The sequence below is a fragment of the Stutzerimonas stutzeri genome, assembly GCF_002909485.1.
In the GTDB taxonomy this organism is placed as follows: domain Bacteria; phylum Pseudomonadota; class Gammaproteobacteria; order Pseudomonadales; family Pseudomonadaceae; genus Stutzerimonas; species Stutzerimonas stutzeri_AH.
In genome coordinates this window covers 45,104-68,532 of record NZ_PPXG01000012.1, presented here as the reverse complement: position 1 = coordinate 68,532, position 23,429 = coordinate 45,104, and the positions used below count along the sequence as shown (strand labels likewise).

20 protein-coding genes are annotated in these 23,429 nt (G+C 64.7%); 11 read left to right on the top strand and 9 right to left on the bottom strand.

The features are described from left to right. Positions 1–5: 5 nt before the first annotated feature. The 9 genes from CXK91_RS22060 to CXK91_RS22020 form a co-directional block, all read right to left on the bottom strand. The gene (locus CXK91_RS22060) at positions 6–1,013 is read right to left on the bottom strand and encodes a branched-chain amino acid ABC transporter permease (protein ID WP_103458135.1); all 1,008 of its coding nucleotides are present in this window, start codon (positions 1,011–1,013) and stop codon (positions 6–8) included. Between the two features lie 2 nt (positions 1,014–1,015). Beyond that, entirely contained in the window at positions 1,016–1,903 is an 888-nt protein-coding gene (locus CXK91_RS22055) for a branched-chain amino acid ABC transporter permease (RefSeq protein WP_015275981.1), read from the bottom strand. A 69-nt stretch (positions 1,904–1,972) separates the two neighbouring features. Next, a complete protein-coding gene (locus tag CXK91_RS22050; protein ID WP_103458134.1) occupies positions 1,973–3,190 on the bottom strand; it encodes an ABC transporter substrate-binding protein in 1,218 nt (405 codons plus the stop codon). An 84-nt stretch (positions 3,191–3,274) separates the two neighbouring features. After that, positions 3,275–3,991: an ABC transporter ATP-binding protein gene (locus tag CXK91_RS22045; protein WP_015275979.1), complete on the bottom strand. Its 717-nt coding sequence runs from the start codon at positions 3,989–3,991 to the stop codon at positions 3,275–3,277. Beyond that, positions 3,988–4,764, bottom strand: a complete 777-nt coding sequence (locus CXK91_RS22040; protein ID WP_038662717.1) for an ABC transporter ATP-binding protein — start codon at positions 4,762–4,764, stop codon at positions 3,988–3,990. Before CXK91_RS22040 ends, CXK91_RS22045 begins: the two co-directional genes overlap by 4 nt. A 505-nt stretch (positions 4,765–5,269) precedes the next feature. Further along, complete coding sequence (locus CXK91_RS22035; RefSeq protein WP_103458133.1) at positions 5,270–6,541, bottom strand: OprD family porin; 1,272 nt, start codon at positions 6,539–6,541, stop codon at positions 5,270–5,272. A gap of 102 nt (positions 6,542–6,643) precedes the next feature. Further along, positions 6,644–7,249: a peroxidase-related enzyme gene (locus tag CXK91_RS22030; protein WP_103458132.1), complete on the bottom strand. Its 606-nt coding sequence runs from the start codon at positions 7,247–7,249 to the stop codon at positions 6,644–6,646. Between the two features lie 64 nt (positions 7,250–7,313). Further along, positions 7,314–8,996, bottom strand: a complete 1,683-nt coding sequence (locus CXK91_RS22025) for an AMP-binding protein (protein WP_103458131.1) — start codon at positions 8,994–8,996, stop codon at positions 7,314–7,316. 281 nt (positions 8,997–9,277) lie between these two features. Next, positions 9,278–10,300: a UV damage endonuclease UvsE gene (locus tag CXK91_RS22020; protein WP_103458130.1), complete on the bottom strand. Its 1,023-nt coding sequence runs from the start codon at positions 10,298–10,300 to the stop codon at positions 9,278–9,280. A gap of 316 nt (positions 10,301–10,616) precedes the next feature. On the opposite strand from CXK91_RS22020, the gene CXK91_RS22015 reads away from it, so the two are divergent. From CXK91_RS22015 to CXK91_RS21965, 11 genes are all read left to right on the top strand, one after another. Next, positions 10,617–11,780, top strand: a complete 1,164-nt coding sequence (locus CXK91_RS22015) for an isovaleryl-CoA dehydrogenase (RefSeq protein WP_103458129.1) — start codon at positions 10,617–10,619, stop codon at positions 11,778–11,780. 111 nt (positions 11,781–11,891) lie between these two features. Beyond that, positions 11,892–13,499, top strand: a complete 1,608-nt coding sequence (locus CXK91_RS22010) for a carboxyl transferase domain-containing protein (RefSeq protein ID WP_103458128.1) — start codon at positions 11,892–11,894, stop codon at positions 13,497–13,499. Between the two features lie 132 nt (positions 13,500–13,631). Further along, positions 13,632–14,429 carry a gamma-carboxygeranoyl-CoA hydratase gene (locus tag CXK91_RS22005; RefSeq protein WP_103458127.1) on the top strand — a complete coding sequence of 266 codons (798 nt, stop codon included), beginning with the start codon at positions 13,632–13,634 and terminating at the stop codon, positions 14,427–14,429. Positions 14,430–14,793: 364 nt separating this feature from the next. Then, positions 14,794–16,695, top strand: a complete 1,902-nt coding sequence (locus CXK91_RS22000) for an acetyl/propionyl/methylcrotonyl-CoA carboxylase subunit alpha (protein WP_103458126.1) — start codon at positions 14,794–14,796, stop codon at positions 16,693–16,695. 137 nt (positions 16,696–16,832) lie between these two features. Further along, a complete protein-coding gene (locus CXK91_RS21995) occupies positions 16,833–17,732 on the top strand; it encodes a hydroxymethylglutaryl-CoA lyase (protein ID WP_103458125.1) in 900 nt (299 codons plus the stop codon). An 86-nt stretch (positions 17,733–17,818) separates the two neighbouring features. Continuing rightward, positions 17,819–18,514 carry a CoA transferase subunit A gene (locus tag CXK91_RS21990; RefSeq protein WP_103458124.1) on the top strand — a complete coding sequence of 232 codons (696 nt, stop codon included), beginning with the start codon at positions 17,819–17,821 and terminating at the stop codon, positions 18,512–18,514. Positions 18,515–18,518: 4 nt separating this feature from the next. After that, positions 18,519–19,148: a CoA transferase subunit B gene (locus CXK91_RS21985; RefSeq protein WP_003280093.1), complete on the top strand. Its 630-nt coding sequence runs from the start codon at positions 18,519–18,521 to the stop codon at positions 19,146–19,148. Positions 19,149–19,405: 257 nt separating this feature from the next. Continuing rightward, positions 19,406–20,587, top strand: coding sequence for an acetyl-CoA C-acetyltransferase (locus CXK91_RS21980; protein ID WP_103458123.1), 1,182 nt, complete (start codon positions 19,406–19,408; stop codon positions 20,585–20,587). Between the two features lie 73 nt (positions 20,588–20,660). Next, a complete protein-coding gene (locus CXK91_RS21975; RefSeq protein WP_103458122.1) occupies positions 20,661–21,059 on the top strand; it encodes a MerR family transcriptional regulator in 399 nt (132 codons plus the stop codon). Positions 21,060–21,656: 597 nt separating this feature from the next. Further along, entirely contained in the window at positions 21,657–22,742 is a 1,086-nt protein-coding gene (locus CXK91_RS21970) for a TRAP transporter substrate-binding protein (protein ID WP_103458121.1), read from the top strand. Positions 22,743–22,812: 70 nt separating this feature from the next. Beyond that, positions 22,813–23,415 carry a TRAP transporter small permease subunit gene (locus CXK91_RS21965; RefSeq protein ID WP_103458120.1) on the top strand — a complete coding sequence of 201 codons (603 nt, stop codon included), beginning with the start codon at positions 22,813–22,815 and terminating at the stop codon, positions 23,413–23,415. Positions 23,416–23,429: the final 14 nt, after the last annotated feature.

Below are 23,429 nucleotides of genomic sequence, written 5' to 3'. Positions count from 1 at the left end.
GCCCGCTACTTGAAGTTGCGCTTCACCAGCCGTTCCAGCCAGCCGACGATGCCGGAGCGGAACAGCAGCACGCAGAGCACGAAGATCACCCCGAGAATGACGTGCACCCACTCCCCCAGTGGCCCGTTGGACAGCGAGCTCTGTAGCGTCACCACCACGGTGGCGCCGACCAGCGGGCCGAGGATGGTGCCGACGCCGCCGAGCAAGGTCATCAGGATGACTTCGCCGGACATGTGCCAGTGCGCATCGGTCAGCGAGGCCAGCTGGAACACCACGGTCTTGGTCGCGCCGGCCAGGCCGGCAAGCGCAGCGGAGATCACGAACGCCAGCAGCTTGTGCCGGTCGACGTTGTAGCCGAGCGATACCGCTCGCGGCTCGTTCTCGCGGATGGCCTTGAGCACCTGGCCGTACGGTGAGTGAATGGTGCGCTGGATGATGGCGAAGCCAAGGACGAATACCGCCAGCACGAAGTAGTACATCGCCATGTTGTTCTTCATATCGACAAGGCCGAACAGATGCCCACGCGGCACGCCCTGCAACCCGTTTTCGCCACCGGTGAACGGCGCCTGGACGAAGACGAAGAACACCAGCTGCGCCAGCGCCAGGGTGATCATGGCGAAGTAGATGCCCTGCCTGCGGATCGCCAGCATGCCGAACAGCGCACCGAGCACCGTCGAGGCCAGCGTGCCGGCGAGTATCCCCAGCTCGGTGCTGAGCCCGCTGTAGCTGCTCAGCATGTAGCCGGTGATGTAGCCGCCGGTGGCGAAGAACGCCGCATGGCCGAAGGACAGCAGCCCCGCGTAGCCGAGCAGCAGGTTGAAGGCGCAGGCGAACAGGGCGAAGCACAGCAGCTTCATCAGGAACACCGGATACACCGCCAGCGGCGCCAACAGCGCGATCACCAGCAACGCCGCATAGAAAATCTTCTGCCGCCGCGCTGCTGCATGCCTGCGCTCGCGTACCACACTGGCCTGCCGCACCGATGCGACTTCTGCATTTGCCGGATTCGTCATGCTCATGCCTCCTTACCAAAGAGTCCCGCAGGACGAATCAGCAGCACCGCCACCATGACCAGGAACACCACGGTATTGGCCGCTTCCGGATAGAACACCTTGGTCAGCCCTTCGATCAGGCCCATGGCGATACCGGTGACGATCGCGCCGAGGATCGAGCCCATGCCGCCGATCACCACCACGGCGAACACCACGATCAGCAGGTTCGAGCCCATGCCCGGCGTCACCGCGTAGATCGGCGCAGCCAGCACGCCGGCGAAGGCCGCCAGAGCCACACCGTAGCCGTAGGTCAGGGTCACGAGCAGCGGCACGTTGATGCCGAAGCCCTGCATCAGTTTCGGGTTCTCGGTGCCGGCGCGCAGGTAGGAGCCCAGCCGCGTGCGCTCAATCACGTACCAGGTCGCCAGGCACACCACCAGCGCGGCGACGATCACCCAGGCGCGGTAGGTCGGCAGGAACATGAAGCCGAGATTGAAGCCGCCACGCAGCAACTCCGGCATTGGATAGGACGAACCGGACACGCCGAACAGCTTGACGAAGCTGCCCTCGACGATCAGCGCCAGGCCGAAGGTCAGCAGCAATCCGTAGAGGTGATCCTCACCGGCGATGCGCCGTAGCAGCCCGCGCTCGATGGCCATGCCCAGACAGCCCACCACCAACGGCGCCAGCACCAGCGCGAACCAGTAACTCACGCCCAGATAGTTCAGCCCGAGAAAGGCCACGAAAGCGCCGAGCATGTACTGCGCGCCATGGGCGAAGTTGATGATGCGCAGCAGGCCGAAGATGATCGCCAGGCCCAGGCTCAGCAGCGCGTAGAACGCCCCGTTGATCAGACCGAGCAGCAGCTGCCCGAGCAGCACGCTCAGGGGTACGCCGAATACGAGAGTCATGGTTCACCACCCAAAGGAAGTCCGTGGCACCCGGCCGTTACCGACCGGGTGATAGCGCGGCCTAGTCGGTCAGTCCTTGGCGACCAGCTTGGTGCATTGGGTTTCGGCGATCGGCCGGTATGCCTGCTCGCCGGGGATGGTGCTGACCACCTTGTACAGGTCCCACTCGCCGCTGGATTCGGCCGGCGTCTTGACCTGCACCAGATACATGTCGTGGACCATGCGGCCGTCCTCGCGGATACGCCCGTCCTTGGCGAACATGTCGTTGACCGGGGTCTTGGCCATCTGTGCGCGCACCGCGACCGTCTCGTCGGTGCCAGCGGCTTTCACTGCGTTCAGATAGTGGGTAGTCGCCGAGTAGATGCCGGCGTGCACCATGCCCGGCATGCGCTTGGTGCGTTCGTAATAGCGCTTGGCCCAGGCACGGGTTTCATCGTTCATGTCCCAGTACCAGCCGGTAGTCAGCATCAGACCCTGGGTCACGTCCAGGCCCATGGCATGGATGTCGTTGAGAAACACCACCATGCCGGCGAGCTTCTGCCCGGACTGGGTGACGCCGAACTCACTGGCGGTCTTCAGCGAGTTGACCGTATCGGCACCGGCGTTGGCCAGGGCGATCACCTCGGCACCGGAGCCCTGGGCCTGCAACATGTACGAAGAGAAATCATTGCTTGGGAACGGATGGCGAACCTTACCGACGACGCTGCCGCCCTCGCCCTCCACCACCTTGGTGATGTCGGTCTCCATGGAATGGCCGAAGGCATAGTCGGCGGTGAGGATGAACCAGCTCTTGCCGCCGTCGGCGAGTACGGCCTTGGCCGTGCCGTTGGCCAGCGCGTAGGTGTCGTAGGTCCAGTGGATATGGTTCGGCGAGCAGAACTCGTTGGTGATGCTCGATGCCGCCGCGCCAGAGATCAGTGCCAGCTTGCCGCCCTGCTCCACCACCTTGCTCGCGGCCAGTACCACGGAGCTGGCGACCATGCCGGTCACCATGTCGACGTTGCGCTCGTCGATCCACTGACGCACGGTGTTGGCTCCGACGTCCGGCTTGTTCAGGTCGTCGGCATGGAAGACGACGATCTTCTTGCCATCGACCTTGCCGCCGAAATCCTCCACCGCCATTCTCAGCGCCTCCAGGCCGCCCGGGCCGGACAGGTCGCGATAGGTGCCGGACATATCGGCCAGGTAGCCGATCCGGATTTCGTCGTTGCTGATCTCGGCCTGGGCGGCCGAGGCGATCAGGGTTGAAGCCAGGATGGCGCTCGCACTCTTGCGGAAAAAGCTCATGTAATCACCACTCTCGATTGTTTTTGTTGTGGTCGGAGCCGGCATCCACTGCGGCCGGTTGCTGCTTCCTGAGTCGTCCGGGGCTCACACCCCGAGACAGGAATTGAGGAAATCCTTCTTCGAATCCAGGTCGGCCGCCTCGATCTCTTCGATGATGCGGCCGTGTTCCATGACGTAATGGCGGTCGGCCAATGGCGCGGCGAAGCGGAAGTTCTGCTCCACAAGGACGATGGTCAGGCCGCGCTGCTTGAGCTTGATCAGCACCTCGCCGAGCTTCTGCACGATGACCGGCGCCAGGCCTTCGGTGATCTCGTCGAGCAGCAGCAGGTTGGCGCCGGTGCGCAGGATGCGCGCCATGGCCAGCATCTGCTGTTCGCCACCGGAAAGCCGCGTGCCCTGGCTGAAACGGCGCTCGTAGAGGTTGGGAAACATCTCGTAGAGCTCGTCCAGACTCATCCCGCCGCTGCGCACCGTAGGCGGTAGCAGCAGGTTCTCCTCGACGCTCAAACTGGCGAAGATGCCGCGTTCTTCCGGGCAGTAGCCGACGCCAAGGCGCGGAATCTGGTGCGCCGGCATGCCGATGGTCTCGTTGCCGTTGACCACGATGGAGCCGGTGCGGCGCCCGACCATGTTCATGATCGCCCGCAGCGTGGTGGAGCGCCCGGCGCCGTTGCGTCCGAGCAGGGTCACCAGCTCGCCGCGGCCGACCACCAGATCGACACCATGCAGAATGTGCGACTCGCCGTAGAAGGCATGCAGATCACTGACGCGCAGCTGATCGCGGTCCATGGGTGGATTCATGCGTGCGCCTCCTCGAGGGTCGCGGCTTCGCTGCCGAGATAGGCTTCGCGCACCTGCGGGTTGGCCGAAACGCTTTCGTAGTCGCCTTCGGCAAGCACCGAGCCGCGCGCCAGCACGGTGATGCGATCGCACAGCCGGCTGACGACACTGAGGTTGTGCTCGACCATCAGCACCGTGCGGTTGGCGGCCGCCTTGCGCACCAGCTCGACGACCATGTCGACGTCCTCGCTGCCCATGCCCTGGGTCGGTTCGTCGAGCAGCAGCACGAAGGGGTCGAGCGCCAGGGTGGTGGCCAGCTCCAGCGCGCGCTTGCGGCCGTAGGGCAGCTCGACGGCGAGGGTCTGGGCGAAGGACTGCAGATCGACCTCGGCGAGCAGCTGCATCACCTTGTCGTCCAGCTCGCGCAGGCTGCGTTCGGATTTCCAGAAGTGAAAGGAGTTGCCCATCTTCTGCTGCAGCGCGACACGCACGTTCTCCAACACGCTCATGTGGCCGAACACCGCGGAGATCTGGAACGAGCGCACCAGACCGAGCCGGGCGATCTCGTTGGCCTTCATCGAGGTGATGTTCTTGCCGCGATAGAGGATCTCGCCGCGAGTGGGCGTAAGGAATTTGGTGAGAAGATTGAATACGGTGGTCTTGCCGGCGCCGTTGGGGCCGATAAGCGCATGGATGTGACCCTGACGGACCTTCAGATCGACGGAATCCACTGCGGTGAAGCCGCGGAATTCCTTGGTCAGGCCGCGCGTTTCCAGCACGAACTCTGGTTCCATTGGGTGCCCTCTAACCTTGATTGTTTTTGTTGGTTATGGCGCAGGTCACTGCATGACCTTTACGTAAACGATAACAACCAGTTTCCGTATACGGCAAGTGGCTTTTTCAAACGGATGATTGATCGGAAAAGCGCGGAGAACCTGGGCAAATGGCCAGCATTCGGGACTATGGTTTGATCGTGTTGCTTGCGTCGGTGTTACGGGAATTGCGCATCGATTCGCCCTGCCGTGCGGCCGATAGCGCTGATACCGAACCCTATCTCCGGCGCTCCTGCGCCCTGGACGCAGAGCGTCCGCCCTCGGCGTGCCCGAGCTGGAGCGTGGGCACGATCAATTTGAAGGGGGCGGCCATCCGGGGCGGCGGCCAAAGAAACCTGCCCGGCAGGGCGAAACCACGTTATCAAGCGACTCGGCGACCGGCTTACCACCGCCGCCAAATCAAACCTCACGCTACGTAAAAAAGCACAGCCGAACCATTGCCCGGTCCGGCCATGCCCCTCTCACATCAGAACTTCATCATGTAGCTGACAATCACCCGGTTCTCATCGAGATCCGTGGTGTGGCTGCCGCGGTACATCACATTGCGCAACCGCACGTTGAAGTTCTTCAGCGGGCCGCTCTGCACGGTGTACGCCAGGTCCACGTCCCGTTCCCATTCCTTGGCATCCACCCCACCAATCTCGAAGTTGTCACCGCGCACGTAACGCGCCATCAGCGCCAGCCCCGGAATGCCAGCTGCGGCGAAGTCATAGTCGTAACGCAGCTGCCAACCATCCTCCTCTGCCCGCAAGAAGTGGTGGTAGGTAAGGGTATTGAGCGTCCATGGATCGGTACCGCCGCCGACGAAAGGCATGCCGGTGTCGCCGCTCTGATCCTGATAGCCCAGGCCCAGGGAGTGCCCGGAGTAGAGCATGCTGAACATGCCGCCAATGTTGCGGTTGTCGACCCGCGCATTGCCTTCGCCGTCACTCTTGAAGTAGCGGATATCGGACTTCAAGCTGAGCCGCTCGGACAGCGGCAGCACGTGCAGCAGGTTGACGTGATGCTGGCTGTAGTTGTCTTCCAACTCAGCGTAGTAATAGGTGGCGGTGAGTTTCGGAGTGAAGGCATAGCTGCCGCCCGCAAAGTTGAAGCGGTCGCTGGCCACACCGCCACTCGAGCCGTCGGCGAACATGGTCATGTCGCCGTAGTTGGACGAATCACGCAGGCGCGTCGAGCGGAACTGGCCGCCGAGTACAGTCAGTCCTTCGATTTCCTTCGACAGGATCTGCGCACCCTCGAAGGTCTGCGGCAGCATGCGGGTATCGTTGCGGAACAGCACCGGCAGGGTTGGCTGATGGGTACCAATGGTCAGCACCGTATTCGACAGTTTGGCCTTGGCGGTGAGGCCGAGGAAGCTGTAGTCGTCCACTGGCTCGGCGCTGCTCGGACTACGCGGCAGAGTGCCTGTGCCACTGGTGCCGGCGCCGGAGTCAAGCTTCACCCCCAGCAGGCCGAGCGCATCGACGCCGAAGCCAACCGGCCCTTCGGTGAAGCCGGACTGCAGGTTGAGGATGAAGCCCTGGCCCCACTCCTCTGCCTTGGATTTGGGCTCGCCCTTGTGGCGCGGGGAATCGACTTGGCCGTCTTCGCGGTAGTCGCGATTCATATAGAAGTTGCGCAACTCCAGACTTGCCGTGGCGTCATCGACGAACGCGGCGCTGGCGATGCCCGGGGCGCCGAGTGCAGCGGCCATGCCACCGAAGAGGAAGTACTGGCTCAGGGGTTTCAGGTGCATAGATGTCTCTCTTGTTATTGTTGATGAATGCAGCTGTGTTAGCCCGACCGCGACTCCCTGCCGGACTGGATTACCACCTCATGCGGTAATGCGGTGTCGCGCTCAGCGCGCGGTGCTTCTGGGCACACGACCCAGCAGGTAGAACTCATCGTTGGGCGGGGTGCGCGCCATGGACACCAGGCGGTTGGAGAGGCCGAACAGCCCGGCGATGGCGCCGATGTCCCAGATGTCGTCGCGGCTGAAACCCTGCGCTTCCAGCCGCGCCTGCCAGACGTCATCCAGCACGCCGCGGCCGACGGCCAGGTGCAGGGCGAAATCGAGCATCGTGCGCTGGCGTGCGGAGATCGGCGCGGTGCGGTAGTTGACAGCGATCTGGTCGGCCAGCTGCGCGTCCTTGGCGAGGATGCGCAGGATCGCGCCATGGGCGACCACGCAATACAGGCAGCCGTGGTCGGCACTGACCGCCACCACGATCATCTCCTTCTCGGCCTGGGTCAGGCTGTCGGCTTCGCGCTCCATCAGCGCATCGTGATAGGCGAAGAAGGCGCGGAACTCCGCCGGCCGATGGGCCAGCATGAGAAAGACGTTGGGAATGAAACCGGCCTTTTCCTGTACGGCGAGAATCCGTTCGCGCAGATCGGCGGGTAGCGCGTCGAGGCTATCGGGTAGCGGAAAACGACTGATCGGCTGAGTAATGGGCAGCGTCATGGAAAGCTCCGTATACGTGAACGGACTTCGAAGGGGGCGGCCGGGCGAGCCCGGCCGGTGCCGGTCAGTGCTGTTCGCTGATGCCCAGCTCGACCACGCTGATCTCGCGCATGCGGAACTTCTGCACCTTGCCGCTGATGGTCATCGGGAAGTCGTCGACGAAGCGGATATGCCGCGGCGTCTTGAAATGGGCGATGCGACCCTTGCAGAACTCGCGCAGCGCCTCGGCCTCGACCTGATGGCCCGGGTGCAGCTTGACCCAGGCGACGATCTCCTCGCCGAACTTGCTGTCCGGCACGCCGATCACCTGCACATCGGCGACCGCCGGATGGGTGAAGAGAAATTCCTCGATCTCGCGCGGGTACACGTTCTCGCCGCCGCGGATGATCATGTCCTTGTTGCGGCCGACGATCTTGATGTAACCCTCATCGTCCATTACCGCGAGGTCACCGGTGTGCATCCAGCGGGCGCCGTCGATGGCATCGCGGGTGGCGTCCGGGTTGTTCCAGTAACCGAGCATCACGCTGTAGCCGCGGGTGCACAGTTCGCCGATCTGCCCGCGCGGCACCACCGCGCCGTGCTCGTCGACGATCTTGCTTTCCAGATGCGGCTGCGTGCGGCCGACGCTGGTCACGCGACGTTCCAGGTCGTCGTCGGCGCTGGTCTGGGTCGAGACCGGGCTGGTTTCGGTCATGCCGTAGGCGATCTGCATTTCGGCCAGGTGCATGTCGTCGATGACACGCTTCATCACTTCGATCGGGCAGGTAGAGCCGGCCATGATGCCGGTGCGCAGGCTGCTCAGGTCCAGCGACTGGCGCTCCGGGTGGTCGAGCATGGCGATGAACATGGTCGGCACGCCGTACATGCCGGTGGCCTTTTCCTCGGCCGCAGCCTGCAACGCGGCCAGCGGCTCGAAGGCGGCGCTCGGGTAGATCATGGTGGTGCCATGGGTGACACAGCCGAGGTTGCCCATGACCATGCCGAAGCAGTGGTACAGCGGCACCGGGATCACCAGACGGTCGTGCTCGGTCAGCCTGAGGCTCTCGCCGACCATGTAGCCGTTGTTGAGGATGTTGTAGTGGCTGAGCGTGGCGCCCTTGGGGAAGCCCGTGGTGCCAGAGGTGTACTGGATGTTGATGGGGTCGTCGAACTGCAGACGCTCGCCGCACTGGCGCAACTGCTCGGGGCCGACCTGCTCGGCCATCTCCATCAGCGCCTGCCACTGCAGCATGCCGTCCACCGGCTTGTCACACAGGCTTATCACGCCGCGCAGCTCGGGCAGCATATGGCTCTGCAGGGCGCCGACGGCGGCGCTTTCCAGCTCCGGCAGCAGCTCGTGGAGCATGGCGTGGTAATCGGACGTCTTGAAGGCATCGGCGCAGATCAGCCAGCGGCAGCCGGACTGTTTCAAGGCGTACTCGAGTTCGCTGAGGCGGTAGGCGGGATTGATGTTGACCAGCACCACGCCGATCTTCGCGGTGGCGAACTGGGTGATGCACCACTGGGCATTGTTCGGCGACCAGATGCCCACTCGTTCGCCAGCTTGCAGTCCGAGGGCCAGCAGGCCACGCGCGCAACGGTCCACCGCCTCCGCCAGTTCCGCCCAGGTGTAACGCAGCTGCTGATGGCGCACCACCAAGGCCTCACGCTGGGAAAAGCGCTCCACGGTACGGTCGAACGCCGCGCCGATGGTCATGGGCAACAGGGGTTTGCTCTGCGGTCCGCAGGTATAGCTCGGAAGACTCATGACGATTTTCCTCAGTCTTATGTTTGTTATGAGGCGTGCTCGCAAGGGCGCTGGCGCTGCTGACAGTCACCCTAGGTCACGATTACGTTAACGTAAAGGTAACTAGCTGACAATATGTCGCAGGGTAGGCGAAAGTCGAGGGGTGTGAGCAGTCAAAAGGCCAGTATCCAGCGGTGTTGCGCGGGGCCAGTTGCAGGTCAGATCAGACTGTACGGCATGCCTGGAAGCGAGCAACCGCGGCGCGAAACCGGGTGCTTCACAATGATGCCGCGCCCGCCCCGTCAGGCACTTTCGTGCTGGTACTCGTGAAGGAAATCCAGCGCAGCGAGGTTCTTGTCCTTGGCTTCGAGCATGATGTCGAAGCGATCCAGAAACTGAAACGCATAGCGATTCGTCCAGCGGTTCCACATGCGCTTGCTGTGCGCATAGAGGTCGCGCTTGCTGACCTTTTCCAGCAACTCGGGGATTTCCAGCTTACGCTCCGGCGCGAAGCCCATATCCATCAGGCTCTCCTGCGGCTGCGAGTAGTGCATGGTCGGCCGCACACCGCGCCAGCTTTCAAGAACGCGCTCAATGCGCGGGTCGTCCGGCTCGATATAGCGGTTCTCGTGAATCCAGCAGTGATGGATATCCAGCACCACCGGCGCGAGGTCGGCGAGGCTCAGGCAGTCGTCCAGGCCATAGGTCTTTTCGTCGTTCTCGAAGGTGATGCAGTGCCGCGCCTCGGCCGACAGGCGCGGCCACACGGCACGCACGCCCTCGGCGCCGAGCCGCCCGGCGATATGCAGGTTGCACTTGAAGTCCTGAAAGCGCCGGCCGTAACCCATCATGCGGATCATGTCGGCGTGGTACTCGAATTCCGCCAGGCTGTTTTCCACCACCAGCGGCTTGTCCGAACCCAGCACGCAGTACTGGCCGGGATGCATCGACAGGCGGATATCGTTGGCCCGCGCCAGCTCGCCGATCGCGGCGAAACCCGCCTCGAGGCGGCTCTGTATTTCAGCACGGCGATAGAACGGCGCGATCTCGGCATGGCTGTAGAACGGCAGCAAGTCGCTGGACAGGCGCAACATGCGCAGCATCGGCGGCAACGTGGCGACGTATTCGAGCAACACCCGCTGAGCGCTCAGATTGTGCTCGACGATCTCCTCGAGCTTCGCCTCCGCCGCTGCGCGACCGACCGAAGCCATCCAGCGCAGCGTGGTGCTGCGCGGATTGAAGGTGCGTTCGATGCGCTCCAGCTCCTTCAGCGAGAGGCTCTGTTGCGGGTGGCGATACATGCAGGCGAAGCCGATGCGGGGCATGGAGTTCCTCGTCGGGTGGCAGGCCGGCATTGCGGCCACTGCCTGTTTAGTCCCGCCAGCCTCGCGGCGAGTGCCCTGCCACGAAACACCACCGTAGGACCGACTACCGGCGGCCGCACCTTGGCAGGCCTATGCTTGCAGCATGCCGGCTCGGCGGTGTGTTGACAGACCGAGAGCGGACCTTTACGTTAACGTAAAGCAGAGAGCGATCATCCATTTCGATGACGTCAGACCGCTACCAGAGCGCCGGCCCGCACTCCGCCGGACGAACGAATCCTCTGAAAACAGAACAATTACAAGACAAGCAGGTGGCCCCATGAATTACTCCAGCCTCAATTTCGCCCTCGGTGAAACCATCGACATGCTGCGCGAGCAGGTGCAGGCCTTCGTCGCCGCCGAGATTGCCCCGCGCGCCGAAGCCATCGATCAGGAAAACCTGTTCCCGGCTGACATGTGGAGAAAATTCGGCGAGATGGGCCTGCTCGGCGTGACCGTCTCCGAGGAGTACGGCGGTGCCGGCCTCGGCTACCTGGCCCACGTGGTGGCGATGGAAGAAATCAGCCGCGGCTCGGCCTCGGTCGCCCTCTCCTACGGCGCCCACTCCAACCTGTGCGTCAACCAGATCAACCGCAACGGCAACCCCGAGCAGAAGGCCCGCTACCTGCCCAAGCTGATCAGCGGCGAACACGTCGGCGCGCTGGCCATGAGCGAGCCGAATGCCGGCTCCGACGTGGTCTCCATGAAGCTGCGCGCCGAAAAGCGCGGCGACCGCTACGTGCTCAACGGCAGCAAGACCTGGATCACCAACGGCCCGGACGCCAACACCTACGTGATCTACGCCAAGACCGACCTGGACAAGGGGCCGCACGGCATCACCGCGTTCATCGTCGAGCGCGACTGGAAGGGTTTCTCCCGCGGCAACAAGTTCGACAAGCTCGGCATGCGCGGCTCCAACACCTGCGAGCTGTTCTTCGATGACGTCGAGGTGCCGGAAGAGAACGTGCTGGGCCTCGAGAACGGCGGCGTCAAGGTGCTGATGAGCGGCCTGGATTACGAACGCGTGGTGCTGGCCGGCGGCCCGACCGGGATCATGCAGGCCTGCCTCGACGTGGTGGTGCCCTATATCCACGACCGCAAGCAGTTCGGTCAGAGCATCGGCGAGTTCCAGTTCATCCAGGGCAAGGTGGCGGACATGTACACCCAGCTCAACGCCAGCCGCGCCTATCTCTACGCCGTCGCCCAGGCCTGCGACCGTGGCGAGACCACCCGCAAGGACGCCGCCGGGGTGATCCTCTATACCGCCGAAAACGCTACGCAGATGGCTCTGCAGGCGATCCAGATCCTCGGTGGCAACGGCTATATCAACGAATTCCCCACCGGCCGCCTGCTGCGTGACGCCAAGCTGTACGAGATCGGCGCCGGCACCAGCGAGATCCGCCGGATGCTGATCGGCCGCGAGCTGTTCAACGAATCCAGGTGAGCTGCGGGCGGAACAACGCCCAACCCCCGTAGGGTGGAAAACCGCGAAGCGTTTTCCACCGCAGTCGGTGGATGGCAGAGCCATCCATGATGGAATTGAACGGAGCCAACCATGGCCATCCTGCACACCCAGATCAATACCCGTTCACCGGAGTTCGCCGCCAACAGCGCGGCGATGCTCGACCAGGTGAACAACCTGCGCGCCCTGCTCGGCCGCGTCAGCGAAGGCGGCGGCGCCACCGCCCAGCAGCGCCATGTCTCACGCGGAAAGCTCTTGGTGCGCGAGCGCATCGACACCCTGCTCGACGCCGGCTCGGCCTTTCTCGAACTCGCGCCGTTGGCCGCCCATGAGGTCTACGGCGAAGACGTCGCCGCCGCCGGCGTGGTCGCGGGTATCGGCCGCGTCGAAGGCGTCGAGTGCATGATCATCGCCAACGACGCCACCGTTAAAGGCGGCACCTACTACCCGCTGACGGTGAAAAAGCACCTGCGCGCGCAGACCGTAGCCCGCGAAAATCGCCTGCCCTGCATCTACCTGGTGGACTCCGGCGGCGCCAACCTGCCGCGTCAGGACGAGGTGTTCCCGGACCGCGAACACTTTGGCCGCATCTTCTTCAACCAGGCCAACATGAGCGCCATGGGCATCCCGCAGATCGCAGTGGTGATGGGCTCCTGCACCGCCGGCGGCGCCTACGTGCCGGCGATGGCCGACGAGGCCATCATGGTGCGCAACCAGGCGACCATCTTCCTCGCCGGCCCGCCGCTGGTGAAGGCTGCCACCGGCGAAGTGGTAACTGCCGAGGACCTGGGCGGCGCCGACGTGCACTGCAAGACCAGCGGCGTCGCCGACCATTACGCCGAGAACGACGAACACGCGCTGGCCATCGCCCGCCGCTGTGTGGCCAACCTCAACTGGCGCAAGCTTGGCCAGCTGCAGACCCGCGAACCGCGTGCACCGCTGTATGCCACCGACGAGCTGTACGGTGTGATTCCGGCCCAGGCCAAGCAACCCTACGACGTGCGCGAAGTGATCGCGCGGCTGGTGGACGGCAGCGAGTTCGATGAATTCAAGGCGCTGTTCGGCACCACCCTGGTCTGCGGCTTCGCCCATCTGCACGGCTACCCGATCGCCATCCTCGCCAACAACGGCATCCTCTTCGCCGAGGCGGCGCAGAAAGGCGCGCACTTCATCGAACTGGCCTGCCAGCGCGGCATTCCGCTGCTGTTCCTGCAGAACATCACCGGCTTCATGGTCGGGCAGAAATACGAGGCCGGCGGCATCGCCAAGCACGGCGCCAAGCTGGTCACCGCGGTGGCTTGCGCCCAGGTGCCAAAATTCACCGTGCTCATCGGCGGCAGCTTCGGTGCCGGCAACTACGGCATGTGCGGCCGCGCCTACGACCCGCGCTTCCTGTGGATGTGGCCCAACGCGCGCATCGCCGTGATGGGCGGCGAACAGGCCGCCGGGGTACTCGCCCAGGTCAAGCAGGAACAGAGCGAACGCGCCGGCAAGAGCCTCGGCGACGACGAGGTAGCCGCCATCAAGCAGCCGATCCTCGAACAGTACGAGCGCCAGGGCCATCCCTATTACTCCAGCGCGCGGCTGTGGGACGACGGCGTGATCGACCCGGCGCAGACCCGCGAGGTGCTGGGGCTGGCGCTGTCCGCCGCGCTCAATGCTCCGATCGAGCCGACTAAATTTGGTGTTTTCCGCATGTAGCGACATCAAGGCGCGCCCAACCGTAGGAGGCGCGACCTCGCGGCGAATGCAGCCGACAGCCTGCCTGACAGAAAAGCTTCGCCCCGAGGTCGGGCCTCCTACAAAAAGAAGCATCGAGGAATGCGACAGACTATGAGCGACTTCAGCACTATCCAACTGGAACGGGACCCACGCGGCGTCGCCACCCTCTGGCTCAACCGCGCGGACAAGAACAATGCCTTCGACGCCCGGGTGATCGGCGAACTGAACGCCGCACTGGCCCAGGTGCAGGACGATGCGGGCATCCGCTTCCTCATCCTGCGCGGGCGTGGCAAGCACTTCTCCGCCGGCGCCGATCTCGGCTGGATGCGCGAGTCGGCCAAACTCGACTACCAGGCGAACCTGGCTGACGCCCACGAACTCGGCGAGCTGATGCAGCGCCTTTACCAGCTGCCGCAGCCAACCCTGGCCGTGGTACAGGGCGCGGCCTTTGGCGGCGCGCTGGGGCTGATCGCCTGCTGCGACATGGCCATCGGCGCCCGCGACGCACTGTTCTGCCTGTCGGAAGTCCGCATCGGCCTGGCGCCGGCGGTGATCAGCCCGTACGTGGTCAAGGCCATCGGCGAGCGCGCCACCCGCCGCTACGCGCTGACCGCCGAACGCTTCGACGGCACACGTGCCCGCGAACTGGGCCTGCTCGCCGAGACCTACCCGGCCAGTGAACTGGACGCCGCGCTGGAGCAATGGGTCGACAACCTGCTGCTCAACAGCCCGCAGGCACTCAAGGCCTGCAAGGACCTGCTGCTGGAAGTGGGCGATGGCGATTTCAGCGCCGACCTGCGCCAGACCACCGAACAGGCCATTGCCCTCCTGCGCACCAGCCCGGAAAGTCAGGAAGGCCTGAGCGCCTTTCTGGAAAAACGCACGCCCGCCTGGCAGGAGCGCTCGTGATGACTGGGCTTCTGTGGGGTGCTCGCTCGTATACGTTGTCGCGTACGCGCGGTGAGAGGGTTGCGTTGTGTGGTGGTCGGGCGGCTGTGTCGGTCCTTGGCATCGCCCCCTCACCCCAGCCCTCTCCCCAAGGGGGCGAGGGGGTTTGGCCGTGCGGGGTCTGGAGCACGATGCAGTTGCAGCCAAAAAACCAAAGCGCACCACGCGGCCACCGCCACGACGCTCGGCCTGCTGCCTCCATCCGGCAAGCCGCCGACAACCAAACCACATCATTCCTCCGCCTCACTCCGTCATCCCCTCGCCCCTCAGGGGAGAGGGCTAGGGTGAGGGGAAACCCACTGAAGGCCACGCAGGAGCCACAACAATGATTACCACCCTCCTGGTTGCCAACCGCGGCGAGATCGCCTGCCGCGTGATGCGCACCGCCAAGGCCATGGGCCTGACCACCGTTGCGGTGCACAGCGCCATCGACGCCAGCGCGCGCCATGCCCGCGAAGCCGATATCCGCATCGACCTGGGCGGCGCCAAGCCGGCCGAGAGCTACCTGCGCATCGACAAATTGGTCGAAGCGGCCAAGGCCAGCGGCGCCCAGGCGATCCACCCGGGCTACGGTTTTCTTTCGGAGAACGCCGAGTTCGCCCGCGCCATCGAACAGGCCGGATTGATCTTCCTCGGCCCACCCGCCTCCGCCATCGACGCCATGGGCAGCAAGTCCGCCGCCAAGGCGCTGATGGAAGAAGCCGGCGTGCCGCTGGTGCCGGGCTACCACGGCGAAGCGCAGGACGTGGAAACCTTCCGTGCTGCCGCGGAAAAGATCGGCTACCCGGTGCTGCTCAAGGCCACCGCCGGTGGTGGCGGCAAGGGCATGAAGGTGGTCGAGCGCGAGGCGGACCTAGCCGAGGCGCTGGCGTCCGCCCAACGCGAGGCGCAGTCGTCGTTCGGCGACTCGCGCATGCTGGTCGAGAAATACGTGCTCAAGCCGCGCCATGTGGAAATCCAGGTCTTCGCCGACCAGCACGGTAACTGCCTGTACCTCAACGAGCGCGACTGCTCGATCCAGCGCCGCCATCAGAAGGTGGTCGAAGAGGCCCCGGCCCCCGGCTTATCCCCCGAGCTGCGACGTGCCATGGGCGAAGCCGCGGTGAAGGCGGCCAAGGCCATCGGCTACGTCGGCGCCGGCACCGTGGAATTCCTGCTGGATGCCCGTGGCGAATTCTTCTTCATGGAAATGAACACCCGTCTGCAGGTCGAGCACCCGGTCACGGAGGCCATCACCGGCCTCGATCTGGTCGCCTGGCAGATTCGCGTCGCCCGTGGCGAGCCGCTACCGATCAGCCAGGAGCAGGTGCCGCTGCTCGGCCATGCGATCGAGGTACGGCTGTACGCCGAGGACCCGGACAACGATTTCCTCCCTGCCACCGGCACCCTCGATCTCTATCGAGAAGCCGCAGATGGCCCTGGCCGTCGCGTCGACAGCGGCGTCGCCGAGGGCGATACCGTGTCGCCGTTCTACGATCCGATGCTCGGCAAGCTGATCGCCTGGGGCGAGAACCGCGAGGAAGCACGGCTGCGCCTCTTGGCCATGCTCGACGAGACCGCCGTCGGCGGCGTGCGCACCAACCTCGCGTTCCTGCGCCGCGTCGTCGGCCATCGCGCCTTTGCCGAGGCCGAGCTGGATACCGGCTTTATCCCGCGCCACGAAAGCGAACTGCTGCGTCCGGCTGGCGAGCTCTCCGATGCCTTCTGGCAACAGGCTGCCGAGTGCTTCGTGCAGACCGAACCGACTACCGTTCGCGACGACGATGCCCATTCGCCGTGGTCCAAGCGCAGCGGGCTGCGTTTCGGCATGCCGGCGCAGATCAGCCTGCACCTGCAGTGCAATGGCGAGAGCCGCCGGTTGAGGATCGATCCGGCAGCGCAGCAGCCAAACGTCCGCACGCCCCAAGCGATCCGCCAGGACGATGCGCTGTACCTGCAGTGGAACGGCGAATGGCTGGCCGTGCGCGCCTTCGACCCCATCGCCGAAGCCGAGGCCAGCCACCAGCATCACGGCGGCCTGACCGCGCCAATGAACGGCAGCATCGTGCGTGTATTGGTGGAGGCCGGTCAGCATGTCGAAGCCGGCACCGCGTTGATCGTGCTGGAAGCGATGAAGATGGAACACAGCATCCGCAGCGCCCAGGCTGGCGTGGTCAAGAGCCTGTTCTGCAGCGAAGGCGAGATGGTCAGCGAAGGCGCGGTGCTCCTGGAGATGGAAGAGGCTTGATCCGTAGGGTGGGCTTTAGCCCACCAGCAGCGCCGGAGCACTTCGGTCGGCCTGCAGCTACATCGGTGGGCTTTAAGCAGCGTCACAATTCAACGACACTGGTGAAGGCTCGAAGAGCGTTCACCCATGGAGGACATATGAGCCTGCCCAAACAGGTCCGTCTGGTCGAAGTTGGCCCGCGTGACGGTCTGCAGAACGAGCAGCAGCCGATCAGCGTGGCGGACAAGGTGCGTCTGGTCGACGACCTGAGCGCCGCCGGACTGTCCTATATCGAAGTCGGCAGCTTCGTCTCGCCCAAGTGGGTGCCGCAGATGGCGGGCTCCGCCGAAGTCTTCGCGCAGATCCAGCGCAAGGCCGGGGTCACTTACGCGGCGCTGACGCCGAACATGAAGGGCCTGGAGGCGGCCATCGAGGCCGGCGTGAAGGAAGTCGCGGTGTTCGGTGCGGCCTCCGAAGCCTTCTCGCAAAAGAACATCAACTGCTCCATCGCCGAGAGCCTGGCACGCTTCGCGCCGCTGATGGAGGCCGCCCGCGAGCACGACATTCGCGTGCGCGGCTACGTTTCCTGCGTGCTCGGCTGCCCCTATGAAGGTGAAGTGGCGCCGGCCAAGGTTGCCGAGGTCGCCCGCGAGCTGTACGCCATGGGCTGCTACGAGGTATCGCTGGGCGACACCATCGGCACCGGCACGCCGGGCAAGACCCGCACGCTATTCGACACGGTAGCTCGTGAAGTGCCACGCGAACGACTCGCCGGGCATTTTCACGACACCTACGGCCAGGCGCTGGCGAATATCTATGCGAGCCTGCTGGAAGGCATCGCGGTGTTCGACAGCTCGGTCGCCGGCCTCGGCGGTTGCCCCTACGCCAAAGGCGCCAGCGGCAATGTCGCCAGCGAAGACGTGCTGTACATGTTCAACGGGCTGGACATAGCCACCGGCATCGACCTCGACGCACTGATCGCCGCCGGCCAGCGCATCAGCCAGCTGCTGGGGCGTGCCAACGGTTCGCGGGTCGCCCGCGCCAGGCACGCCGGATAGCGGCACCGTTCTTGCTAAACCCTATTCGTCGGGCGGCCATCTATCGGACCACCTGGCACAGACAGAACAACAAGTAGAGGTAATTCATGAACAAGATTTACCCCAGCGCCGCCCACGCCCTGGAAGGCCTGGTCGAGGACGGCATGACCATCGCCGTCGGCGGCTTCGGCCTGTGCGGCATCCCCGAGCAGCTGATCGCCGCCTTGCGCGACAGCTGCAAGAAAGACCTGACTGCCATCAGCAACAACGCCGGCGTCGACGGCTTCGGCCTCGGCCTGCTGCTGGAGACGCGGCAGATCAGCAAGATGGTTTCCTCCTACGTGGGCGAGAACAAGGAGTTCGAACGCCAATATCTGGCCGGCGAACTGGCCCTGGAGTTCACCCCGCAGGGCACCCTGGCCGAGAAGCTGCGTGCCGGCGGCGCGGGCATACCGGCGTTCTACACCAAGACCGGCTACGGCACGCTGGTCGCCGAGGGCAAGGAGACCCGCCAGTTCAACGGCGAGTGGTACGTGATGGAAGAATCGCTGACCGCGGACCTGGCCTTGGTCAAGGCATGGAAGGCCGACAAGGCCGGCAACCTGCTGTTTCGCAAGACCGCGCGCAACTTCAACCCGCTGGCAGCGATGGCCGGCGAGGTCTGCGTCGTCGAGGTGGAGGAGATCGTCGAGACCGGCGAGCTGGACCCGGACCAGATCCACCTGCCGGGCATCTACGTGCATCGCATCGTGCACAACCCGAGCCCGGAAAAACGCATCGAAAAACGCACGGTGAGGAGCTGAGACCATGGCCTGGACACGTGAACAGATGGCGCAGCGCGCCGCCCAGGAGCTGCAGGACGGCTTCTACGTCAACCTCGGTATCGGCCTGCCGACCCTGGTCGCCAACTATATCCCGGAAGGCATGGATGTCTGGCTGCAGAGCGAGAACGGCCTGCTCGGCATCGGCCCCTTCCCGACCGAAGAAGAGATCGACCCGGACCTGATCAACGCCGGCAAGCAGACCGTCACCGCCCTGCCCGGCTCGAGCTTCTTCGACAATGCGCAGAGCTTCGCCATGATCCGCGGCGGCCATATCAACCTAGCCATCCTCGGCGCCATGCAGGTGTCGGAAAAAGGCGATCTGGCCAACTGGATGATCCCCGGCAAGATGGTCAAGGGCATGGGCGGCGCGATGGATCTGGTAGCGGGCGTCAAGCGCGTCGTGGTGCTGATGGAGCACACCGCCAAGGGCGGCGCGCACAAGATCCTGCCCGCTTGCGATCTGCCGCTGACCGGTCTCGGCGTGGTCGACCGGATCATCACCGACCTCGGCGTGCTGGACGTCACTGAGCAGGGCCTGAAGCTGGTCGAGCTGGCCGAAGGCGTCAGCTTCGACGAACTGCAAGAGGCCACCGGCAGCCCGATTCAGCGCTGAGTCGCGGTACGGGAACGCCGCTCCGGGCTGCACAGCCAGCGGCGTTTTTCCCGGCCAGCCCGAGCGCTCGACGCGACCGCGAAGACACACCCGCGCCAGCACTGGCCAGTCACTTAGCCGCCCGTATACTGCGGCATTGACCGGTCCACCAGGCCGCTTCCGCCGTGTCGTTCGAGGGCACCCTTTCCCGGAGCCAGGCCGCGTGTCTGGCCCTCGCGTTACGCTCCGGCGTAGCGCTTTTTTATTCGGAGTCCGTCATGCAAGACGTCGTCATCGTAGCTGCAACCCGCACCGCCATCGGCAGTTTCCAGGGCGCGCTGGCCAATGTGCCGGCGGTCGAACTGGGCGCCACCGTGATCCGCGCCCTGCTGGAAAAGACCGGCATCGACCCGGCCCAGGTCGACGAAGTGATCCTCGGCCACGTGCTCACCGCCGGCGCCGGGCAGAACACCGCGCGCCAGGCCTCGATCAAGGCCGGCCTGCCCCACGCCGTACCGTCCATGACGCTGAACAAGGTCTGCGGCTCGGGCCTCAAGGCCGTGCACCTGGCCGTGCAGGCGATCCGCTGCGGCGACGCCGATGTGGTCATAGCTGGCGGTATGGAGAACATGAGCCTGGCGCCCTACGTCATGCCCGGCGCGCGCACCGGCCTGCGCATGGGCCACGCGCAGATGGTCGACAGCATGATCACCGACGGCCTGTGGGACGCCTTCAACGACTACCACATGGGCATCACCGCGGAGAACCTGGCCGACAAGTACGGCATCGACCGTGCGCAGCAGGACGCCTTCGCCGCGCAGTCGCAGCAGCGTGCCGCGGCGGCCATCGAAAGCGGTCGCTTCGATGCCGAGATCACCCCGGTCATGATTCCCCAGCGCAAGGGCGACCCGGTCGCCTTCGCCCGTGACGAACAGCCCCGCGCCGGCACCACGGCCGACTCCCTCGGCGGCCTGCGCGCAGCGTTCAAGAAAGACGGCAGCGTCACCGCCGGCAACGCTTCGACCCTAAACGACGGCGCCGCTGCGGTGGTGCTGATGAGCGCCAGCAAGGCCGAGGCCCTGGGCCTGCCGGTGCTGGCCAAGATCGCCGGCTACGCCAACGCCGGCGTCGACCCGGCGGTCATGGGCATCGGCCCGGTCACCGCCACCCGTCGCTGCCTGGAAAAGGCCGGCTGGACGCTGGCCGAGCTGGACCTGATCGAAGCCAACGAAGCCTTCGCCGTGCAGGCGTTGTCGGTCGGTAAGGAATTGGGCTGGGATGCCGATAAGGTCAACGTGAACGGCGGGGCCATCGCCCTCGGTCACCCGATCGGCGCCTCGGGCTGCCGCATCCTGGTGACCCTGCTGCACGAGATGCAGCGCCGCGACGCTCGCAAGGGCCTGGCAACACTGTGCATCGGTGGTGGTCAGGGAGTAGCCTTGGCAGTCGAACGCCCCTGAGCGAATCACACGGCGCGGGGCAGACATACGCGCCCGGATCACCGGGCGCGACAGAGGATGATCGGAAGGAATCATGGCTAAACAGACCTACAGCATTTCCGACCTGGCCAACGAGCTGGACATCACCACCCGCGCCATCCGTTTCTATGAAGAACAGGGCATGCTCACGCCGACCCGCCGCGGTCAGGAACGCATCTATTCAGGCAAGGATCGCGTCGCGCTGAAGCTGATCCTGCGCGGCAAGCGCATCGGCTTCTCGCTGGCGGAATGCAAGACGCTGATCGAGCTCTACGACCCCAAGGCCGGCAACCAGAAGCAGCTGAACATCATGCTGCAGATGATCGCCGATCGCCGCCAGCAGCTGGAGCAGCAACTGCTCGACATCCAGCAGATGCAGCTTGAGCTGGACACAGCCGAGGAACGCTGCCGCAGCGCCCTGGAAAGCACCCTGGCCAAGCAAGCCGCCAGCTGATCGCTTCGCTTACCCGATAGATTCATCCCGTCAGGCGTCGCGCCAAGCGCAACGCCTTTTTATTGCGCGCCACAGCAAACAGCCCGTCCGGAAAAATGGACACTTTCCAGAATCGCAGACACCACGGGTTTTCGGCCGTGCCGGTGTCTGCCGGAATGGACACTCTCCGTAGTGTCCCGAACGCTCGAACGCCGGCTTCGATCCGAAATCGGTGGGCTGAAGCCCACCCTACGGTTGATCGACCAAAGCAGTGGCCCAGGGCGCTCCGCTACCACTTGTAGGGTGGGCTTCAGCCCACCGGCCATCTCAACGCCAGCCCATAACCATCTATCGAAGGATCGCGCCTTCTGCCCACCGCCTCATCCGCACCCCACACCTGCACCACAACCGATCCCCGCTTTCGGCCGGCCCCACAAGATAGGCACAGAACCTGCAATCCACCCTGCGACGCCAGAACAAACCAAAGAACAAGACTGGCGCCGGATCGGCAGCATCGGCTCGGCCTCTGTTCTTGTTCTGGCCTGTTAACGCCCTCGACCCACGGGCAGTTACGCGTCCGCCCTCGGGCACCAGAACAACAACAAGAAGGAAACCTGCATGTCGACCAAGAACAAACTCTCCCGTATCACCTGCGCCATCGGTGCCACCACCCTGCTCGGCGCCAGCCTGCTCAGTGGCGTCGCCAGCGCCGCGGAAAAGATCCGCTGGCAGGTGCCGCTGGCCTTCCCCTCGCACCTGATCGGCCTCTCCACCCCGGTCAAGCATCTTTCCGAATCGCTCAAGGCAGTCTCGGGCGGCGACATCCAGCTGCGCTACTACGAGCCGGGCGAGCTGGTGCCGCCGTTCGAGATCATGGATGCGGTGAGTAGCGGCAAGTATCCGGCCGGCTACACCTGGATCGGCTACGACCAGGGCACCATCCCGGCCCTGCCGCTGTACTCCGGCGCGCCGTTCAACATGGAGCCGCCGGCGCACCTGGCCTGGTACTACCAGGGTGACGGCAAGAAGCTGCTTGAGGAAATCTACGCCCAGCGCAACATCCACCCGATGCTGTGCAGCATCATCGGCCCGGAGGGAGCCGGCTGGTTCGCCAAGCCCATCGAGAAGCTGGAGGACTTCGACGGCCTGCGTATCCGCTTCGCCGGCATCGGCGGCAAGGTGCTGGAAAAGCTCGGCGCCTCGGTGACCATGGTGCCGGGCGGCGAGATCTACCAGGCGCTGGAGCGCAAGACCATCGACGCCACCGAGTTCTCGCAGCCGGCGGTGGACAAGATGCTGGGCCTGGACCAGATCATCAAGAACTACATCATGCCCGGCTGGCACCAGACGCTGACCACCTCGCACCTGCTGGTGAACAAGGACGTCTGGGACAAGCTCAAGCCGGAGAGCCGCGCGCTCATCGAGATGGGTTGCGAATCGGCCACGCTCAAGGGCTTCGCCGAAAGCGAGTGGGCTCAGCCGACCGCGCTGCGTGACTACCAGAAGCAGGGCGTGAAGGCCCAGGTGCTGCCCGAGCCGGTACTGCGCGAGCTGCAGAAGGTCACCGATGAAGTGCTCGACGAGATGGCCGCCAAGGACGAGATGTTCAAGCGCGTGCTGACCAGCCAGCGCGAGTTCATGAAGCACCACTCGATCTGGCACGGCATGGGCTACCTGCCGCGCGACTTCTACAAGTACGACTGACGGCTTGCCAGCCGGCGGGCACGGCGACGTGCCCGCCTCCTATCCCTTTTGTCGAGATTCCGAGGTCGCCGTGTCCTTCAAGCCCGTCTCTCCCGATGCGCCAGCGCCCGACGCGCTGCCGTACAACCGTATTTCGCGGCCGCTGGACCGCCTGCTGGTTGCCATCGGCCAGGCCAGCGCCTGGCTCTGGCTGGCGGTTCTGCTGGTCGTGCTGGCCAACGTGTTCAGCCGCTTCGCCCTCTCGCGCGGTTCCATTGCGCTGGAGGAACTGTCCTGGCACCTGTTCGGCGCAGCCCTGATGCTCGCCCTCGCCTATGCCGTGGTGCGCGACGACCATGTGCGCGTCGACGTGCTGCGCGAGCGCTTCAGCCTGCGCAGCCAGGCCTGGATCGAGCTGATCGCCATCGCGCTGCTAGCCCTGCCGGTCATTGCACTGATGATCGATGCGTTGGTCCCCTACGCCTACAAAGCCTACCTCTACAACGAACGCTCCCAGGCGCCCAGCGGGCTGCCCTACCGCTTCATATTCAAGAGCGTGCTGCCCATCGGCCTCATGCTGGTGGCGCTGGCGCTGCTGTCCCGCGCGCTGCGCTGCAGCACCCTGCTGTTCAATTTCCCGCGGGCCCTGATGGCCCCCTCGGACGAGCGCGACCGCACTCGTTCGCAGCCCTGATGGAGTAGTCGCAA

Excerpts from the sequence above, each read along its gene's own strand:
- CXK91_RS22060 (WP_103458135.1), bottom strand. The coding sequence starts at position 1,013 with ATGACGAATCCGGCAAATGCAGAAGTCGCATCGGTGCGGCAGGCCAGT.
- CXK91_RS22055 (WP_015275981.1), bottom strand. The coding sequence starts at position 1,903 with ATGACTCTCGTATTCGGCGTACCCCTGAGCGTGCTGCTCGGGCAGCTG.
- CXK91_RS22050 (WP_103458134.1), bottom strand. The coding sequence starts at position 3,190 with ATGAGCTTTTTCCGCAAGAGTGCGAGCGCCATCCTGGCTTCAACCCTG.
- CXK91_RS22045 (WP_015275979.1), bottom strand. The coding sequence starts at position 3,991 with ATGAATCCACCCATGGACCGCGATCAGCTGCGCGTCAGTGATCTGCAT.
- CXK91_RS22040 (WP_038662717.1), bottom strand. The coding sequence starts at position 4,764 with ATGGAACCAGAGTTCGTGCTGGAAACGCGCGGCCTGACCAAGGAATTC.
- CXK91_RS22035 (WP_103458133.1), bottom strand. The coding sequence starts at position 6,541 with ATGCACCTGAAACCCCTGAGCCAGTACTTCCTCTTCGGTGGCATGGCC.
- CXK91_RS22030 (WP_103458132.1), bottom strand. The coding sequence starts at position 7,249 with ATGACGCTGCCCATTACTCAGCCGATCAGTCGTTTTCCGCTACCCGAT.
- CXK91_RS22025 (WP_103458131.1), bottom strand. The coding sequence starts at position 8,996 with ATGAGTCTTCCGAGCTATACCTGCGGACCGCAGAGCAAACCCCTGTTG.
- CXK91_RS22020 (WP_103458130.1), bottom strand. The coding sequence starts at position 10,300 with ATGCCCCGCATCGGCTTCGCCTGCATGTATCGCCACCCGCAACAGAGC.
- CXK91_RS22015 (WP_103458129.1), top strand. The coding sequence starts at position 10,617 with ATGAATTACTCCAGCCTCAATTTCGCCCTCGGTGAAACCATCGACATG.
- CXK91_RS22010 (WP_103458128.1), top strand. The coding sequence starts at position 11,892 with ATGGCCATCCTGCACACCCAGATCAATACCCGTTCACCGGAGTTCGCC.
- CXK91_RS22005 (WP_103458127.1), top strand. The coding sequence starts at position 13,632 with ATGAGCGACTTCAGCACTATCCAACTGGAACGGGACCCACGCGGCGTC.
- CXK91_RS22000 (WP_103458126.1), top strand. The coding sequence starts at position 14,794 with ATGATTACCACCCTCCTGGTTGCCAACCGCGGCGAGATCGCCTGCCGC.
- CXK91_RS21995 (WP_103458125.1), top strand. The coding sequence starts at position 16,833 with ATGAGCCTGCCCAAACAGGTCCGTCTGGTCGAAGTTGGCCCGCGTGAC.
- CXK91_RS21990 (WP_103458124.1), top strand. The coding sequence starts at position 17,819 with ATGAACAAGATTTACCCCAGCGCCGCCCACGCCCTGGAAGGCCTGGTC.
- CXK91_RS21985 (WP_003280093.1), top strand. The coding sequence starts at position 18,519 with ATGGCCTGGACACGTGAACAGATGGCGCAGCGCGCCGCCCAGGAGCTG.
- CXK91_RS21980 (WP_103458123.1), top strand. The coding sequence starts at position 19,406 with ATGCAAGACGTCGTCATCGTAGCTGCAACCCGCACCGCCATCGGCAGT.
- CXK91_RS21975 (WP_103458122.1), top strand. The coding sequence starts at position 20,661 with ATGGCTAAACAGACCTACAGCATTTCCGACCTGGCCAACGAGCTGGAC.
- CXK91_RS21970 (WP_103458121.1), top strand. The coding sequence starts at position 21,657 with ATGTCGACCAAGAACAAACTCTCCCGTATCACCTGCGCCATCGGTGCC.